Genomic DNA, 16275 nt, shown 5'->3' with positions numbered 1-16275 from the left:
TCTTGTCGCATGCGTTTTCGACTCAATCCTATCGCCGCGTTCTCTCTGAGCGCCACGGTATTACTCGGTGGGTGTTTATCTCAAACCGAGACCGGGCCTAACCACGGCCTTTGGCAACTACAAAAGCAGCGAAGTGAGCAGTTTCTTTCTGCGACCACGGATCTGGCTAAGACCACGCAATCGGTCTGTACTCAGGGCACGCCCATTGATGATGCGCGCCAAGCGTGGAAGACGGTGATGGCCAATTGGATGCCATTACAAGGGGTAGAAAAAGGGTCTGAGGACGCCTTGGCGCAAAGTTGGCGTATTCAGTTTTATCCGGACAAAAAGAATACCACAGGGCGAAAAATTAACGCCTTGCTGGCCAGTGATACACAGTGGACCGCGGAGGCATTGGCCGAGCAAAGTGTGGCCGTGCAAGGCGTCGGTGCGATGGAGTGGTTGCTCTATGACCAGCAAGCTGATTTGAGCCAACCGAAACACTGTGAAGTGGCGATGGCGGTCAGTGCTCGCTTGCAACAAACGGCATCTGCGCTCAATACGGCTTGGCAGCACAACCCTTGGCGTGGCATGCCGCCTTCGATGGCGGTGTCAGAAAAGCTCGGTGCGCTGACCCATCAGCTGGATTATGTGCTGAAAAAACTCTCCGGCCCTCTGGGTAAACCGGGCTTTCCTAATCCTTACCAAGGGGAAGCGTGGCGCTCACGACACTCTCTCACACTGTTACGCCAAAGCATCAAAGCGATGCAGACTCAATATCACGCTGAGGGTGGCATTGAGCAAGCGCTCCGTGAGCGAGGCTATGAGGAGGTTGCGGATCGTGTCAGTGAGCATTGGCAATTAGCGTATAACAGCGTGCCGCAAGATGGTGAGCCCTTATTTGACAGGCTAAATAGTGTGGCGGGATATAGAGACATGCTGACAGTTTACAATAATCTTGAATATCTCAAATTGGTGCTTGGCGGTCAGGTCGCGCAAGATTTAGGGATTATCGTTGGGTTTAATGCATCAGATGGAGACTAGTTTAAAGCGACGCCGCTTATTAAAAGCGGCACTGATGGGAGCGGCGTTGCCTACAGTGGTCAATGCGTTGAGTGGTTGTCGCGGCAATCCTACTGCCGACCGTTGCGAGTTACTCGGCTGCGCGCTAAGCAGTGATGGAACGTTCGCGGTTGTCGGCGCGGATCGTACCGGACAGCCCGTATTCCGTCTTCCGTTGCCCGCGCGCGGTCATGGTGTCGCCGCTCAACGTCGAGCGGTCGGGACACTGGGTGTGGCATTTGCGCGTCGACCCGGTGATTTTATGCAGGTGTTTGACTATCAACGTGGCGTGACGCTGTCACAGGTAACAGCCAGTTCAGACCGCTACTTTTATGGGCATGGCGCGATTTCTGATGAGGGTCAATGGTTATATACCACTGAAGGCAAACGTCAAACCAGTGAGGGCGTAATTGGCGTTTATCGGCTAAGCGCCCGTGGCCAGGTGGAAAAAGTACGTGAGATCAGTGGCTTTGGGATTGGCCCTCATGAGATTGCACTGGCGGATGCCAATACGCTAGTGGTCGGGGTCGGTGGCATGCATACCGATGGCCGCACCGTGCTCAATATCGATTCAATGTCACCGGCGTTGGTGTACATCGACATCGAGTCGGGGGAGGTGGTTGAGCGTGCTGAATTAGCCAATAAAAAGCTGAGTATTCGTCATTTGATGGTGTCTGAGGATGGCTATGTGGTGACGGGGCAGCAATATCATGGCTCGGATAATGCCCCCTTGGTTGCGATCCATCGACGAGGGGAGCCGATGAAAATGCTTAATGCCACCCCTGAACAATGGGCTCGATTTAACAACTATGTAGCGAGTATCGCGACACTCAATGGCTGGGTGGTGGCAACCTCACCCAGAGGCAATTGCTATGGTATCTGGTCATTAGACAGCCAAAATATGATAGGTTTGCATCCATTGGTGGATGCCTCTGGTGCCAGTCGTGACGGTGATGTGATCAACTTGAGTTCGGGGGGCGGCAAAATGGTGACACTTGATAGCGCACACCATCCCGATTATCAGATGACGCCAGTGCGATGGGATAATCATTGGATAACGCTGGTGTAATGAACGCGTGGTAGCGTGAAAAGCGGTAGTCTGAACAGGCTGCCGCTTTTTGTTTTATTGCGGGTTGGGGGAGAGAGAAAAAATCAGACGATGATTTTGTCGAGACGGGGGCAAAATTTGCCATAATTAAAGCATGGATGAGGAGGGGCGTATGGTGAGAAGGCACGATGCCTGGTTGGCTAACCTTCTGATAGGATGTTGTTTTTGGGTAAACCCCGGTATGGCAAATGAGGCGATCGAGGCCGGTGGCATGCGACTGCTAGCGGCACCATCCACCTCGGCGCACTCGGCCTCCGATCAGGCGACGTCGGTTGAGCAAACTCTGTCGGCTGACGATCATCGTCAACGCGCCTATCAGTATGCGCGCGACTGGTTGGAGTCGGCCGCCCCCGATGCCACTGTCTTAGCCTATCCCTCAGCGCTGACGCAAGACTATCTCGATAATGGGTTTTCTCTGCTTTGGACCCAGGATGCGGCGCGGGATGAGCTGGCAACGCAAGTTAATGTGATTTCATTGGCCAGCTTCAGTCCTGAATTTGAGTGGCGTGCCTGGCAACTTCGCCAACTCCGCCAACAGGGTAGCGATACCGCGTATGATATTTTCGCTACTGACACGGCGTATGCCTTGATGAGTTACCTGAACGCGGTGCCCGATAAAGGTATGCGCTGGTTTTTTGGCTCGCTGCATCACTCGCCATTGCCTGCGCCCTCCGTGTCTCAGCGAAAGGCGGTTTTTAAAGCCGGTTTGGGGCCGTCTTTGCCTGCTTTTCTGCGTAAGCTTCGGCCACAGCATCCACAATATACCGCGCTTATTAAGCAGATTGTTCGTTTACAACGGCAAGCCCGCTCAATGTGGCCCAGCGTGAACAGCGATGGATTAATTTACCCTGACCAAGCAGTCACGATATCTCTGGCGCTCAATCTCGTCGATAACCTAAGTATGCAGGGTTATTGGGGGGACAGTCAGCGGTTGGAGGCACTGGATGGTAAAACGGTGCGATATGGCGGCGATTTACTCGATGCTGTCAAACGATTTCAGTCACAACATGGGCTGAGTGTGGATGGCATCATTGGCCCATCAACCTTGAAATGGCTTAATTTAGATGCGTCGGCGCGGATCCGGCTGCTTGCTCTCAACGCAGAGCGGTTACGCTTGTGGTCAGCGCAACAACCGGATCGCATTGTGGTTAATATCCCTGATTATCGTATGCGTCTGTGGGCTAACGATCAGAATGTGTTCGAAAGCAAGGTGGTGGTCGGTCGCCAATCGAGACGTACGCCCCTGTTCTCGTCACGACTCGACTCTGTGGTACTCAATCCGAGCTGGAATGTGCCCCGGAGCATCGTGCAAAAAGATATTCTACCCAAGCTGGTTGATGGGCACGACTACCTCTCTCAGCATCAGTACCGCATTCTGCCCAACTGGCAAAGTGATACCCAAATAGATCCTAGCTCGATTGATTGGCAAAAAGTGTCAGTCGACGGATTTCCCTACCGACTTCAGCAGGCACCAGGTCGTGGCAACGCCCTCGGAAAATACAAGTTTAACACGCCCAATCGTAACGCGATTTACCTGCATGATACGCCAGCGCAAAGTTTATTCAGCCGATCACGGCGTGCATTTAGTTCCGGCTGTATCCGTGTCGAGCAAGCGGAGCAACTGGCGGACTTATTACTGGATTTATCGGGTAAGCAGCTGACCGATTATCAGCACTATATTGATAAAACCCAGACCAAGTGGGTACCACTCAAAAGACGTTTGGCGGTGCAGACTATTTATCAGACGGCTTGGGTCACGGATGACGGGGAGGTGACCTTTCGCGATGACGTGTACGCTTACGATGTCCCCGCAAAACGGACGATCACCACACAAAAGCCCAGTTATTTAACCCAGCAGCGTCATTCCGTGGAGATGCAAGCGCAATAGTCATCAGGAAGCCGCGTACAACCGTGGCTCCCTCTTCATGTCGGTGTCAGCGAGCCACGCCATTGTCGTTATCTCAATGAGAAGTATCAGCGTTAGGCTGGTGGCTGAAGTGAGGGGCAATGTAGCGTTGATAGCGTTTGGGTTTTAAGCGTTTAAGGTCGACCAACACAAGGCCATCAATACAATCGGCAAAGTCAGGATCCACACCAAAGTCCAAGAATTGGACCCCTCCGGGCTCGCATAACTCACTGTATTGTTTATACAAGGTGGGGATCCCAACGCCCAAGTGATCGAGTAGCATTTTAAGTTGTTTAAGGTCTTTGGCGTAATCGTTCCCGCAGAAGTGACCCAGAAGCTCACTTTCTTTACTGTCTGCCAGTTCAAAGGGGCGTTTAGAGCGTGCGTACTCGCTCTCGCCTGTAAAGTAGGTACGGTAAAAGAAAATCAGTAACTCTTTAGCCGCCTGTGGCATGGCGTTGCTGATGGTGACTGGACCAAATAAATAACGATACTGAGGTTTCTGGGCGAGCAGCGCACCAATACCAAGCCATAAATAGTCCAAACTCCGTTTTCCCCAATATTTGGGTTGCACAAAACTACGTCCCAGCTCCAACCCCTGCGCAAGAAACGGCTGCATGCCTTGCTCAAAGTCGAATAAGCTTGCGCTATAGATCCCATCCAGCCCTTGGGTGTTAAGCGTCGCTTGGGTGTCACACAAGCGGTAGGCACCCACAATATCGAGCTCGGCAGGATCCCAAAGGACCAAATGCCAGTAATGCTGATCATATTTATCAAGATCACGTCGCTGACCTGTGCCTTCTCCCACCGCACGAAACGCGACTTCACGCAATCGTCCAATCTCGCGCATGACTGGGGAGTCGGCTTGATAGTCGAGTAAATAAATCAGTTTGCCATCAGGTGTTTGTCCGAGTTGCTGGCCGGCATTGAGTGCTTGTTTAAGCGCTAAACGAGGCTCGGGAGCGGCGATTGCTGTCTCTGTGGGAAACAAGCCAGGTTTGCGTTTGGCAATACGATACAAGTGCTTATGGAATAGCTTAATCCGTGTTTTGACGGGGAGGGAGGCGGTGGCACTGTAACTGTGGTGGGGGATCAATTCGCCGACGGTAAAAGCAATGGTATTGTTCTCTTGGCGAAACATCTCTTCAACCAATAGCAGGGTCGAGAGTGGCTTGTATACCATGGATGCGCCATAAAAACGGGCGGAATTGCGGCCATGGACATGAATCGGGAGAATCGGTGCCTTTGATTTGGTCGCCATGCGTAAAAAGCCAGGATGCCAGGCACCATCACGGATCCCGGTTGGTGCCACCCGGGACACTTCACCGGCCGGAAAAATGATGACTGCCCCGTCATTTTCCAGCCACTGAGTGATATTTTGTAGGTTTTGTTTCGGGGTATACCCTCCCATATTGTTGACGGGCAATAAGCAACCGTGGAGTGGTTTTACTTGCATCAATAAATCGTTGGCAATCACTTTGACGTCCGGTCGGACAGAACGCACCAGTTTTAACAGCGCTAATCCATCCAACGAGCCGATAGGGTGGTTGGCGATAATCACTACCCGCCCTGATTCGGGGATTCGCTCTTTCTCACGATCGCTCACCCGATAGCTAAAGTTAAAGTAGTCGAGCACTTGCTCAACAAACTCAAACCCTTGCAGATGAGGATACCGCTCGGCAAAGGATTGAAACTCCTGTTCATGAAGTAACCGTTTAAGGGTTCTACTGACGGGACGTTTCAGCCAGTCTCGCTGTTCTAGTTGGGGATAATGAGACGATAGAACTTTATCAACATCTAACATAAGCAACCCTGCATGCAAAAATGCGTATCTGATTTATCCAGATATCCTGGCGTTAGCCTAGATAGTAAAAGTGACACCTCCTTGGCAGCATAGTTGCAAACTGATGACAGCGTGGCATAGTGAGGCGCGTATTGACGATTCAAAACCTGAGGGCGTGTCACGGATTGCGTGTTATTACGCCACTGAACAGACAAAGAGAAGGTTACCCCCATGGCGTTGCATTATGACATTGTGCCAGTCACGGCATTTCAGCAAAATTGCTCCATTATTTGGTGCGACCAAACGCAACAGGCGGCTGTCGTGGATCCCGGTGGGGATATAGCTAAAATTCGCCAGGTCATTCATTCACTAGACGTGACAGTGACGAAAATCCTTTTAACCCATGGCCATTTAGATCATGTTGGTGGCACTGTCGAGCTTGCTAGGGCGTTGAATGTCCCCGTGGTGGGACCGCACAAAGAAGACGCTTTCTGGTTACAAGCGTTGCCGGCACAAGCCCAAATGTTTGGTTTCGCGCACGCTGAGCCGTTTGACCCTGATCAGTGGCTACAACAAGGTGACACCGTATCGGTCGGCGATAGCACACTCTCAGTGTTGTTTGCCCCAGGACATACCCCAGGCCACATTGTGTTTGTCGATTTAGAAGGGCGCACCGCTTGGGTCGGGGATGTACTGTTTAACGGGGGGATCGGGCGGACTGATTTTCCTAAAGGGGATCATGCGACCTTGATCAACGCCATTAAAAACACCCTGCTGCCGGTTGGGGATGATGTGACCTTTATCCCTGGCCATGGCCCGACATCGACCTTGGGACATGAGCGGAAAACGAATCCCTTTTTGACCGGGGCGTTCTAGCATATCGTCGAAAGCAGCTGGCCTCGCTGGCGCCCCAGGCTAAGAACTGGGGCTGTTAGTCATCACCGCTGGCAGCGGCCAAGTAGCGCCGAGTGACGCCAACAAAGTCTTCGAGCGGCCTGTCAAGCAAGTCTTCACTGACAAACAAATCGTACCCCAGCAATTCTCTGGTATAGCGCATACGGTTTGCCAGCATGGCCATCAAGCCTTTGTAGAGCACGCCGTTACCTCCCCGATAGGGCGTGTCATCAAACATCATGTCTTCCAGCGGTTTGCTGGGTTTATGGTCTCCACGTCGATACGCCGTGATCAGCAACGCGCGTTGCGTCATAATAATATGGGTCACCATGCGCAAGCTGATGCTGTCTAAAAGCGCATCGTAACGCTTAATCTTAATCCCAACCCATGGAAGTGGCTCACCTAACCCTTGCTGATGGAGATGCGGAATGCCAATGGCTTCAATGTTTCGCCACTTAAGCACCCAGCCACCGCGAAAACTGTGGTGCTGTAAATGCATAAATGATAAGGAAAAAGAGAGCTGAGCACGTTGAAGCAACTGGTTGACGGCATAAAAAATAGCCATCATCGCCGCCAAGCCCAATATGCCCTGGCCAAGAGAGAGCGTGGGCTGGACGAGGAAAAAGCAGATCAAAAGAAACGCCACCGCCATGGCGGCCAACATGCTCCAGCGCGCCGCTTCAAATTGAGGAGGATAGATTTTGATCGTTTTTAAAGCATCCATGGTCATCCATTCTACGCAGGGGGACGGAACCGCTCCGCATTTTTCATAAACTATCGGTTGATAATACGCCCATAGTGTCTGATTAGTTTGCCTAAGAATCACTGGATTGGTAAACATTTATCGCTGAATATCACGATCTTTGCGCCTATTAGGGGGCGGTTACCTACAAAAGTGGCGGGAAATTTGGTATAACACGCGCTTTGTTTTTCACCCGCTGCATTCAGCAAGCCTGAACGCAGTGCGTCGGAGTAGGATGATTGAATGAAAATCTCTCACAAGCGTAAGGTACAACTTAAACTCAACAAACGTGTTAAGGCATCATCGCCAGCACGTCAGCGTCCGGTTAAATCAAAACCGGTTGCCGCTGCGAAACCCGCCGCAAAACCATCTACCAAGGCACCGGTGGCGAGCGCAGCCTCTTCATTGACGCCGAAGCAACAGCAAGTGCTCGAGATTGTTCAAGCAAACCCCGAAGGAATTAATCCAAAAGGGATTGGCCTTGCGGCAGGTCAAGAAGACACCAAAGCGGCATCGTGGGCGACAGGTGCATTGAAAAAGCTGACCGAAGAAGGCGCCGTTGAGCGTGTTCAAGTCGCCGCTAACAAGGTGATTTACAAAGCTTGCTGATCCCTTTGCGCACCCGCTTACGTGTTTGATGACGGTATTTAATGCGTAAGCGGATGTTCACCCGACTCGCTAATATGCTTGTCTGATTTTTTTCCTGCATTGTGATGTAAGGGTAAATAAAAATTTCTATTATCAACCAGTTGTTTTTATGGTGTTAATGAAGTATGTCTTTATTGCGTATTCCCTTATCTAAAGCATGATCAAGCGCAAAATACTGTACGATCTTCCAGACATACGTTTAAAACTGCCTATAGTGGGAGTGTCTATTTCATTTTCTGTCTGGAGGTAAGCCATGGATGTGCTGTCAACCCAGCTGAAAGCGCCCACAGAAGTCGTTTTCGACTACACCCACTTTTTGTGTGAGAGTCAGCAACCCAATTGGACGTTTACCGATATTTTTCGCAGTTTATTGCCCATCTTTACGACTGTGCTTGAACACCAAACCAGTGATGGCAACCCACCGCTTTCTGCACAAGAGCAGCTTTACCAGCAAGCCACTCGCGTAATGTCGGTGCGTAACACTGATACAGCCAACTTGGTACAGCTCGCACGCATTGCACGTCAACAAGGCATTGAAGAGCTAACCATTTTAATGCCTTATGCCCTTGAATATCGGCAAATGGAAACCATTAGCCAGCAAACCGATGCGCAAATAGAGTACAGCAACGAGAACCGTGAATGGGTTCGCCTAACGCTATCCTCAAGTCTTAACCCTCAATCCTAACCACCCGTAAGCCCAGTTTATTGATACTGCGTGAATTAGTGACGCTGGATGAAGGCGGGATCGACGCGCGCGATCCCTTGTTTGTTTTGCTCACAATAATTGAACGGCTTGTCTGTTGCGGTAAAGGCAATAATGGCACATGAGGTGTCAGCGGCTAACGCTGCGTCAATAAGCGCTTCATCATCGTACCCCGCTTGGCGATGGACCACTCGCACCTGATTGGTATTGATGCCCCAGAGGCTAAGCTGTGCCGCATTTAAAGCGCGAGGTGGATTAATGATCGTGACCCACTTGGGCTGGCGTGCTTGTAGTGCAATCGCGCGTAAGACCGCCTGCCAGTGTGCGTTTACCTGTGTGGTGACGGTAAAAGCAGCATGATAGCAAGACGATGGCGTGACACGCGCAGAAGACTGAGCTTTCGTTTGATTTGACACATTGGACGTCACGTACATAAAACACCTGTATATATCATCATTACTGTATGTTTAAACAGTAATGTTTTGTGGCGTCACTCGCAAGTCACTCAGTGGTTAGTTTGTGATCAGGATCGGAATTAGATCGCGAGGCATCGGGTTAATACGATGAATGAGTTTGGGGAAATAACTTGCTAAAATCACGGTTTTCATCACGTTGGAGAGCGCATGGAACAAGAGTTCTGGCATCAGCGCTGGGCTGAAAATCAAATAGGCTTTCACCGAGATACGGTACACCCGATGCTTATCCGCCATTGGCCGTCACTAGCACCACAAAGTGACGAAACGGTTTTGGTGCCCCTTTGCGGAAAGTCGATCGATCTCAACTGGCTTGCGGAAAAACACCAGCATGTGATTGGCGTCGAGCTTAGTGAGATCGCCGTTCGTGCCTTTTTCTCGGAAAACTTATATACCCCGCAGGTTTATCGCGCACCGTCAGGGCATACCCATTATTGTTTTGATGAACTGGAGCTGATCAATGGCGATTTCTTTACCGCGCGCCTGAGTCCTATGCCATTGATTTATGATCGCGCGGCCTTGGTGGCCATGCCGCCTGCGATGCGCGCGCAGTATGTCAGCCATATTCGAACCTTGCTGGCACCTGGGGGGCGTTTGCTACTGATTACCTTATTTTATCCGCAAGCGGATGACACGCCGCCATTTTCCATTGATGCGTCAGTGGTAGAAGAGGCGTTCCAAGGGTTAGACTTTCGGTTGCTTGAAACCCATACGGAACCAGACGGCGAGCGTGGTGAACAAGCGTGGTTAATCAAAGCGGCGGCTTCGTAGTGGCTGATTTGAATGAGAGCGTGTCAAGGGGCCATAACGGCCCCTTTTCTTTGACAGCGCTTTCTTAGTGGGCAAGTGAACGTAGAAGCGGGAAAACCGGTTACGCGAGCTTGTTTTTGGCCTGTGTGTATTGGCGTGATTCCCAGTGAGTAATAAAAAAGACCGCTGCAATAATAATACCCGCCCCTAACCATAGTCGGCCGGGAGGGACCCAACTAAACACCAGCCAACCAAAGAGGACGTTAAGAGGGAGTTTAGCGTGATCAAAAGGCTGGACAAAAGAGGCATCGGAAACGGCATATGCCTTCGCAATGGCCCACTGGGCGAGGGCAGTCAGTATGCCAGCGCCAAATAACATCCACCAAGCAGTGGATGTTTGGGGGAGCGTCCAATCAGGTACGGCGAGTAGCAAATTAAAGGGCGTAATCAACAAGAGTAGGTATACCACCATGGTGGTGGGTGGGTCGTAAGCGGATAAACGTTTCACCATCAGCGAGTAAGTTGCCCAGAAAAACGCCGCCCCCACGGGCAACAAGGTTGCCCAAGTGAACGCACTTGACCAAGGCTCGAGGATAATCATGGCACCACAAAATCCAGCGAGCGTCGCAAGGCCGCGTGCGATCCCGACCCGCTCACGCAAAAATAGCCCCGAGCCGACCGTGGCGAATAGCGGTGAGGTCATTAATAGCGCAATCCCTTGCCAAATGGGCACTGGATAGGCCAGCGCCCAGAGCCACAGTTGAATACCAATCACAGAGATAAACACCCGCAGGCAATGCTGACTAAGGTGCTGAGTTTTCAGTGCTTGACGGACCCCCAGTTGTTTCAACCAAGGGATCATCGCCACCAGGGCGATAGCGTATTGAATGAAGGCAACCGTGGTAGAGGGTAAGCCCATTTTAAAACTAACGTACTGAGACAGGCTGTTAACAAGGGCAAAACACAAGCCTGCGGTCAGCATCCAGGTCGCGCCTTGGAGTGGGTGATGAATCTGTTTCATTGCCGTGACTATCAGAGAAAAGACGCACGGATAGTAGCGCAAATCCGGCCTCAGGGCGACCTGAAATCCCTGAAGGCCGGATCAATCAGGAGAGCGCTAGCGGGTTGAATAGACTAAGGGAATATCCGGGTCAATGGCATCCAGTGTTGCCTGGGTATCGGCAAGGTGACTGACTGTACTACTAGCCATCTCGGCCAGCGCAACAGAGCGAATGTCTGTCCAATGATAGCCCGCCATATTAACCGCAATTAATGCGACCTGAAGAGGCGGAAGGCTTGGGTTAAACGCCGCGTTTTCGGCATACATGCCAGAGAAAAACTCGCCATCACTGGTTTCAACCGCTGCCCCGCTATAGTTACCTGAGTAGGGCGCGTGACTGCGGTTAGCGGCGTCAGCGGCCGCTTTTAGCAAGGGGATATCAATATCATCCGTTGATAATTGATTGGACTCGTCGGTCAATAAGCGAGATTCAATGCCCAAATCGGCAGGACCAAACGGCTCAGGTAGATAAGTGTGCAGATCTTTCGCGTCGCATTGTGGCAGCTGGATGCTTAAGGACTCAGCGCCATTGAGTTCATTCATGAACTGTCGACAGTGGCCGCATGGGCTGTAATTGATCGTAATATCGGTGAGGCGTTTCGCCCCTTTTGTCCAAGCATGGCTGATAGCGCATTGCTCGGCATGCACTGTTTGCCCTAGCTGCACCCCGGTGAATTCAATGTTTGCGCCTAAATACAGGGTGCCGCTTTCATCACGGACAATCGCACCCACATTAAACTGCGAAATGGGGGTAACAGCGTAGGCCGCCGCCAAAGGCAATAAAGCAAGACGCAGTGCGGCGCCGCTAAGGCCACTGGCGGATTCCATCTGCGCCACCTGCTCTGGTGTGAAGCTAGCACCAAAGTTTGCGTCATTTATCCAATCAGAGACGACGCTTTGTAGGGCGTCGGGTAATTGTGTCAGTGCGTCAGTAAGTGCGGTTCGCATAGCATCTCTTCTTTATCATTAACGGGCGGATAGTGTAGAGAAGCCTTTCTGATAGTTGTGTGATTAATGTCACGTATGGTTTGCAAAGAGATATTTGTTGCTGAAAGTTAGAGTGACATCAATGTTTCTATGACGATGAAAGTGGCCATTATGACGGCGTGAGTAGGCAGAAACGTTTGTGAGCCGAAAGGCGGTTAATGCATTTATGGCTGCCAATCTACATAGGGGAGGTGCACCTTACGATACTCACGCGCGAGATCCCCCTCCTCGCGTAAGCGGGTAATCAAGCGTGTGAGATACGCATCGATTTCTCGACCTGCTTCGCCTTTCGGGATAAAAAAGACGTCTTCCAAGTCGGCAAAGTGCGCGCGTTTTATCGTGGTCAAACCTAGCTCTTTGAGTACCATGTCTGCTTCCTCTTGCGCCCAAATGAAGCCATCAATTCTTCCCGCCGCCAAACGCAACAAAGATTGTTTAATACTGTGCGAGCGTTGCACCTTAAAAGGCATATAGTAGGGGACGGCCTCAACGGTATAGCGCGAGGGGTTCGCCCAGAGTTCTTTAACTGTGAGGGGGACCGCTTTATTGGTGTAAAGGACATGAGTGACCTGACCAAATGATACCTCGCTAAAGTCGAATGGCAGGGTGGATACCTCCCGCGTTGGGCGCACGGCGGGTAAACCAAAATCAGCCTGACCTTGGGCCACATGATTAATCGCTCTATGGATCGGAAAAACCTCGATATTGATCTTGGTGCTTGGGTCTTGCGCGTCGAGATAGCGGACAAAATCGACAAACGCGCCGCTACCATCCAAATTGATCAAGCCAGGCAGTGCGCCAAGGTGTGCCACATAGGTTTGTTCAATAGTCGCCCGAGTCGGTGCGGAGAGAATGAGCATCGTGATAAACAACAGAAGCGATAAGTAGTGGCGTGGCATCATCTCTCTCCCAGATATCAAGACCAATGGCCAAAGCAACCATGACGCTCTGACACAACATGCCCGCGGCATAGCACGGGCATCAACGCTAAGCTTGGGTCAGTAACGCTGTCATGCCAATAATGACTGCCGCTGCCGTGACTAGGATCGTGAGTGGTTTAGCAATACTAAACGACGACGCCTCAATGGTGGCTGAATGCGTTAAAGACGCTGGGGGCGTCTGCGATGCAGTGTTTGCAGCGCGTCCTGGACGCTTAGACAGTGTTTGCTGTGGCAGTGACACACGAAAACCAAACTCACCGACCACCTCAAACGGAAGGCATTTTTTGCCGTTGCGGTAGGATTTGGCCATTAATGACGTCACCACACTTTGGTGCTGAGCAAACGAGCTATCAGGTAAGGCCACTTGTTTGAACAATGTGCGGCTAGAGAGTACTTCTCCGGCATAGTAGCAGAGCATCTCGAGCAAACGAGATTCTTCGTAAGAGAGGACCGTCATCGTGTCATCGATCCAATATAACGTACGGCTTTCTGGCTCGAAATCAACCTCAGGAAAGCGGTAACAGCGCGTATCTACTTTTGTTGTCATCATTGCCACACTCCAAACAACATCCTTTTTAAAAGTGTGGACTCAAATCACAGAACTGCAACTAGTCAAGCTATCTTTTTTTTGGTAGGGCAAAGCAGGCAGCATGTCAGCATTGCTAGTTAATCACTTAAAAAACATAAAGTTATTAATAGAAGGCGACCCAGCGAGTCCACGCTCGCCATCTGGTGGGTAGACGAACGTCGGAATGAGGTTGGGTCGCCGTATTGACCAGTCGGTGTATCGGTGATGCGTCTATCGTAACCGTCCCCGTGTTAGCCAACCAGTGATTCCACATAGTGGTAAACCGCTTTTAAAATGCGCACCTTATCTTCCTCCGCTTGGTGCTGTTCAGCGAGGTGCTGCAGATTATCCATATAGGCAGGAAGGTGTGTTTCAAAGTAATCACGTCGATGCATAAACCACTTTTTCTGCTCGGCTTCGGTCAGCGTCCACGGGTAATTGCGCGCGCGATACCGGAATAACAGTGGCTTGATACGCCAGTCGTCAACGCTGAGATCCAGGGCGGCAAGATTCTCTGGATCGCGTGCACGGATGATATCCATCGCACTGCGATCGCTTTTCGAGAAAAAGCCCGCATACAGGGCCGTATCCACGTCCTGATCGTCGAAAGGCTTGGCATCGGCAAACACATTAACCAGTTTTTCACGCAATTCTGGCGCGGCTTTCAATGTTTTTAGGTGTTGTAAGCAGCCTTCGCGATCCACACCGAGCCGGGTGGCATCGTCGGGGCGTAAGGTTTTCGCATCGGCGAGAACGGGACATTTATTGATATGCACCAGCTTGAGTGGTGCGGGTAACTCATTGTCAGCGAGTGCGTGATGGGGCGTATACAAACGTTCGCGAAGCGCATCGGCATCCAATTCAAACAAAGGGGCTGGATCACGGGCCAGATCGACAGTAATCACAGCGTTGGGGTTATCAGGATGCCAGGCGACGGGCACGATCCAGCTGGTGTTGCCGCGCTCTGTGCCGAACATACCGGAAACATGAACCAATGGTGTCATATTGACCACATCAATCAGATGCTTGATTTTGTTTTTATTCCGATGTTTTAACAAATAATCAAATAGCCGTGGCTGTGCCGCCTTGATCTTTTTCGCCAGCTCTATGGTCGCGTGTACATCGGCCATGGCATCGTGCGCGTCGCTATGTTCAATACCGTTGGCGACGGATAAGTTTTCGAGTTTAAAGCTGGGCTTACCGTTGTCATCGTAGGGCCATTCAATGCCGTCGGGGCGCAGTGCGTAGCAGGCGCGCATCACATCGAGCAAATCCCAGCGAGAATTACCGTTTTGCCAGCTCCAGCCGTATGGGTCAAAAAAGTTGCGGTACAGCGTGTAGCGCGTCACTTCATCATCGAAACGGACGTTGTTATACCCAACGATACAGGTATTCGGTTGCGAGAAAGCAGCATGGATTTGTGCGATGAATTCCGGCTCGGGTAAGCCTTTTTTCAATGCCAGCTGTGGCGTAATCCCGGTGACCAAACAGGCTTCCGGTGCCGGTAAGTAGTCATTGGGTGGTTGGCAGTACAGGACTAAGGGTTCACCGATGACATTAAAGTCACTGTCGGTACGCACGCCAGCAAATTGGCAAGGTCTGTCTTTACCTGGATGGGTGCCGAATGTTTCAAAGTCGTAGAAAAAAAAGCTTGGCTGGTCGGCGTCTGTCACAATCGAATCCAACTTGATCAATCAAAAGGGGGCAGGTTGAGACCCTGCGATAAAGGCTCATGGTAACATTGGCACCGTTTAACACCAATCTTGGCTTGGTTGGGGTGATTGGAGTCGTGACGCATCCAGAAACAAAGAAAGCCTGCCAGTCGGCAGACTCTCATAGGCGAGCAGAGTGTTGCTCGTTGCGAAATCGGTTTACCGCACCGCTTTCCGTTATGAGGCAAGGCGCTTAAGCGTTTGCTTGGCCTCATCAATGGCTTGGCTTGCAGTGTCTTCGCCCATCGCCAGTCCCTCGGCGTAAACAAACTCGACGTCGGTGATGCCGATAAAGCCAAGTACGGTTTGCATATAGCCAGTGACATGATCCGTCGCGCCGCCCTTATGCATGCCACCACGGGTTGTTACAACAATCGCGCGCTTGCCTTGCAATAAACCTTCGGGGCCATTTTCGGTGTAACGGAAGGTCACGCCGGCACGGGCAACGAGATCGATCCAGGCTTTGAGTTGCACGGGGATCGTAAAGTTGTACATAGGTGCCGCAATCACCAAGGTATCGCTTTGCTGAATTTCTTCAATCAACTGATCGGAGGCTTGCTGTACTTGTTGCTGGGCGTCAGTAAGCCCGTCTGCCCCGCGTAAACCGCCCACATTGTCACCAGTGAGAACTGGCAATGGGGTAGAAGCAAGATCGCGCTCAATCAGCGTGTCAGGAGATAGCTCATCCACCACACTATTAATCACCGCGTTTGAGCTTGAGTAGGGGCCAAGAATACTTGATTTCAATACCAGCGCTTTCATGCGTCTCTCCTTAAAGTTAATGGGCGTATTGCACATGATGTTGTTTTGTTGACTCGATGTAGTCTAGAGATTTTCACAACGAACACCAGCGTACAGATTCGTTAAACTTGTTCAAAATTTTTGTTGATGTCGATACGCGTGGCGTGGTGAGTTGCGCGACGTGAGTATGAGCGTATGATGGCGGCCGATAGTCGTTC

16 protein-coding genes are annotated in these 16275 nt (G+C 51.2%); 7 read left to right on the top strand and 9 right to left on the bottom strand.

Annotated elements, in window-relative coordinates; translation table 11 throughout:
* Positions 1-9: 9 nt before the first annotated feature.
* The 3 genes from FCN78_RS07185 (at position 10) to FCN78_RS07175 (ending at position 4037) form a co-directional block, all read left to right on the top strand.
* Complete coding sequence (locus FCN78_RS07185) at positions 10-1023, top strand: imelysin family protein (RefSeq protein ID WP_158014668.1); 1014 nt, start codon at positions 10-12, stop codon at positions 1021-1023.
* Positions 1013-2110 carry a DUF1513 domain-containing protein gene (locus tag FCN78_RS07180; protein ID WP_077658689.1) on the top strand — a complete coding sequence of 366 codons (1098 nt, stop codon included), beginning with the start codon at positions 1013-1015 and terminating at the stop codon, positions 2108-2110. Before FCN78_RS07185 ends, FCN78_RS07180 begins: the two co-directional genes overlap by 11 nt.
* Before the next feature lie 220 nt (positions 2111-2330).
* Entirely contained in the window at positions 2331-4037 is a 1707-nt protein-coding gene (locus FCN78_RS07175) for a L,D-transpeptidase family protein (RefSeq protein ID WP_205912062.1), read from the top strand.
* Positions 4038-4110: 73 nt separating this feature from the next.
* On the opposite strand, the gene olsF is transcribed toward FCN78_RS07175, so the two are convergent.
* Entirely contained in the window at positions 4111-5859 is a 1749-nt protein-coding gene (gene olsF, locus FCN78_RS07170) for a bifunctional ornithine lipid synthase OlsF (protein WP_077658687.1), read from the bottom strand.
* Between the two features lie 210 nt (positions 5860-6069).
* On the opposite strand from olsF, the gene FCN78_RS07165 reads away from it, so the two are divergent.
* Positions 6070-6714, top strand: coding sequence for an MBL fold metallo-hydrolase (locus FCN78_RS07165; RefSeq protein WP_069362505.1), 645 nt, complete (start codon positions 6070-6072; stop codon positions 6712-6714).
* 55 nt (positions 6715-6769) lie between these two features.
* On the opposite strand, the gene FCN78_RS07160 is transcribed toward FCN78_RS07165, so the two are convergent.
* Positions 6770-7456: a DUF2982 domain-containing protein gene (locus FCN78_RS07160; protein WP_077600560.1), complete on the bottom strand. Its 687-nt coding sequence runs from the start codon at positions 7454-7456 to the stop codon at positions 6770-6772.
* Positions 7457-7717: 261 nt separating this feature from the next.
* Here FCN78_RS07160 and FCN78_RS07155 point away from each other — a divergent pair, with 261 nt between their 5' ends.
* Together FCN78_RS07155 and FCN78_RS07150 are read left to right on the top strand one after the other, a co-directional pair.
* Positions 7718-8083 (top strand): MarR family transcriptional regulator, encoded by a 366-nt coding sequence (locus tag FCN78_RS07155; RefSeq protein WP_069362503.1) that lies wholly within the window; start codon positions 7718-7720, stop codon positions 8081-8083.
* Positions 8084-8375: 292 nt separating this feature from the next.
* The gene (locus FCN78_RS07150) at positions 8376-8807 is read left to right on the top strand and encodes a hypothetical protein (RefSeq protein WP_077600559.1); all 432 of its coding nucleotides are present in this window, start codon (positions 8376-8378) and stop codon (positions 8805-8807) included.
* A gap of 35 nt (positions 8808-8842) precedes the next feature.
* On the opposite strand, the gene FCN78_RS07145 is transcribed toward FCN78_RS07150, so the two are convergent.
* On the bottom strand, positions 8843-9241 hold the full coding sequence (locus tag FCN78_RS07145; protein WP_131825557.1) for a hypothetical protein: 399 nt from the start codon (positions 9239-9241) through the stop codon (positions 8843-8845).
* A gap of 207 nt (positions 9242-9448) precedes the next feature.
* Between FCN78_RS07145 and FCN78_RS07140 the strand changes: the two genes are divergently transcribed.
* On the top strand, positions 9449-10069 hold the full coding sequence (locus FCN78_RS07140; protein ID WP_077658685.1) for a thiopurine S-methyltransferase: 621 nt from the start codon (positions 9449-9451) through the stop codon (positions 10067-10069).
* A gap of 100 nt (positions 10070-10169) precedes the next feature.
* Here FCN78_RS07140 and FCN78_RS07135 read toward each other — a convergent pair whose 3' ends face one another.
* From FCN78_RS07135 to FCN78_RS07110, 6 genes are all read right to left on the bottom strand, one after another.
* Positions 10170-11069 (bottom strand): DMT family transporter, encoded by a 900-nt coding sequence (locus FCN78_RS07135; protein WP_176719651.1) that lies wholly within the window; start codon positions 11067-11069, stop codon positions 10170-10172.
* A gap of 96 nt (positions 11070-11165) precedes the next feature.
* Complete coding sequence (gene cdd / locus FCN78_RS07130) at positions 11166-12056, bottom strand: cytidine deaminase (protein WP_077658684.1); 891 nt, start codon at positions 12054-12056, stop codon at positions 11166-11168.
* 203 nt (positions 12057-12259) lie between these two features.
* A complete protein-coding gene (locus FCN78_RS07125) occupies positions 12260-12997 on the bottom strand; it encodes a transporter substrate-binding domain-containing protein (RefSeq protein ID WP_201258638.1) in 738 nt (245 codons plus the stop codon).
* A gap of 85 nt (positions 12998-13082) precedes the next feature.
* Positions 13083-13586 carry a hypothetical protein gene (locus FCN78_RS07120; RefSeq protein ID WP_077458199.1) on the bottom strand — a complete coding sequence of 168 codons (504 nt, stop codon included), beginning with the start codon at positions 13584-13586 and terminating at the stop codon, positions 13083-13085.
* 269 nt (positions 13587-13855) lie between these two features.
* On the bottom strand, positions 13856-15277 hold the full coding sequence (sbcB, locus tag FCN78_RS07115; protein WP_077658682.1) for an exodeoxyribonuclease I: 1422 nt from the start codon (positions 15275-15277) through the stop codon (positions 13856-13858).
* A 216-nt stretch (positions 15278-15493) separates the two neighbouring features.
* Entirely contained in the window at positions 15494-16078 is a 585-nt protein-coding gene (locus FCN78_RS07110) for an FMN-dependent NADH-azoreductase (protein ID WP_069362494.1), read from the bottom strand.
* Between the last annotated feature and the right edge of the window lie 197 nt (positions 16079-16275).

This window comes from Salinivibrio kushneri (genome assembly GCF_005280275.1).
In the GTDB taxonomy this organism is placed as follows: domain Bacteria; phylum Pseudomonadota; class Gammaproteobacteria; order Enterobacterales; family Vibrionaceae; genus Salinivibrio; species Salinivibrio kushneri.
Note: the sequence above shows the minus strand (reverse complement) of the source record. Positions and strands in the feature narration are given on the sequence as shown.

Coding starts and splice junctions, on each gene's coding strand:
- FCN78_RS07110 (WP_069362494.1), bottom strand. CDS start 16,078: ATGAAAGCGCTGGTATTGAAATCAAGTATTCTTGGCCCCTACTCAAGC.
- FCN78_RS07165 (WP_069362505.1), top strand. CDS start 6,070: ATGGCGTTGCATTATGACATTGTGCCAGTCACGGCATTTCAGCAAAAT.
- FCN78_RS07140 (WP_077658685.1), top strand. CDS start 9,449: ATGGAACAAGAGTTCTGGCATCAGCGCTGGGCTGAAAATCAAATAGGC.
- cdd (WP_077658684.1), bottom strand. CDS start 12,056: ATGCGAACCGCACTTACTGACGCACTGACACAATTACCCGACGCCCTA.
- FCN78_RS07160 (WP_077600560.1), bottom strand. CDS start 7,456: ATGGATGCTTTAAAAACGATCAAAATCTATCCTCCTCAATTTGAAGCG.
- FCN78_RS07125 (WP_201258638.1), bottom strand. CDS start 12,997: ATGATGCCACGCCACTACTTATCGCTTCTGTTGTTTATCACGATGCTC.
- olsF (WP_077658687.1), bottom strand. CDS start 5,859: ATGTTAGATGTTGATAAAGTTCTATCGTCTCATTATCCCCAACTAGAA.
- FCN78_RS07120 (WP_077458199.1), bottom strand. CDS start 13,586: ATGATGACAACAAAAGTAGATACGCGCTGTTACCGCTTTCCTGAGGTT.
- FCN78_RS07135 (WP_176719651.1), bottom strand. CDS start 11,069: ATGAAACAGATTCATCACCCACTCCAAGGCGCGACCTGGATGCTGACC.
- FCN78_RS07150 (WP_077600559.1), top strand. CDS start 8,376: ATGGATGTGCTGTCAACCCAGCTGAAAGCGCCCACAGAAGTCGTTTTC.
- FCN78_RS07185 (WP_158014668.1), top strand. CDS start 10: ATGCGTTTTCGACTCAATCCTATCGCCGCGTTCTCTCTGAGCGCCACG.
- FCN78_RS07180 (WP_077658689.1), top strand. CDS start 1,013: ATGGAGACTAGTTTAAAGCGACGCCGCTTATTAAAAGCGGCACTGATG.
- FCN78_RS07175 (WP_205912062.1), top strand. CDS start 2,331: ATGGCAAATGAGGCGATCGAGGCCGGTGGCATGCGACTGCTAGCGGCA.
- FCN78_RS07155 (WP_069362503.1), top strand. CDS start 7,718: ATGAAAATCTCTCACAAGCGTAAGGTACAACTTAAACTCAACAAACGT.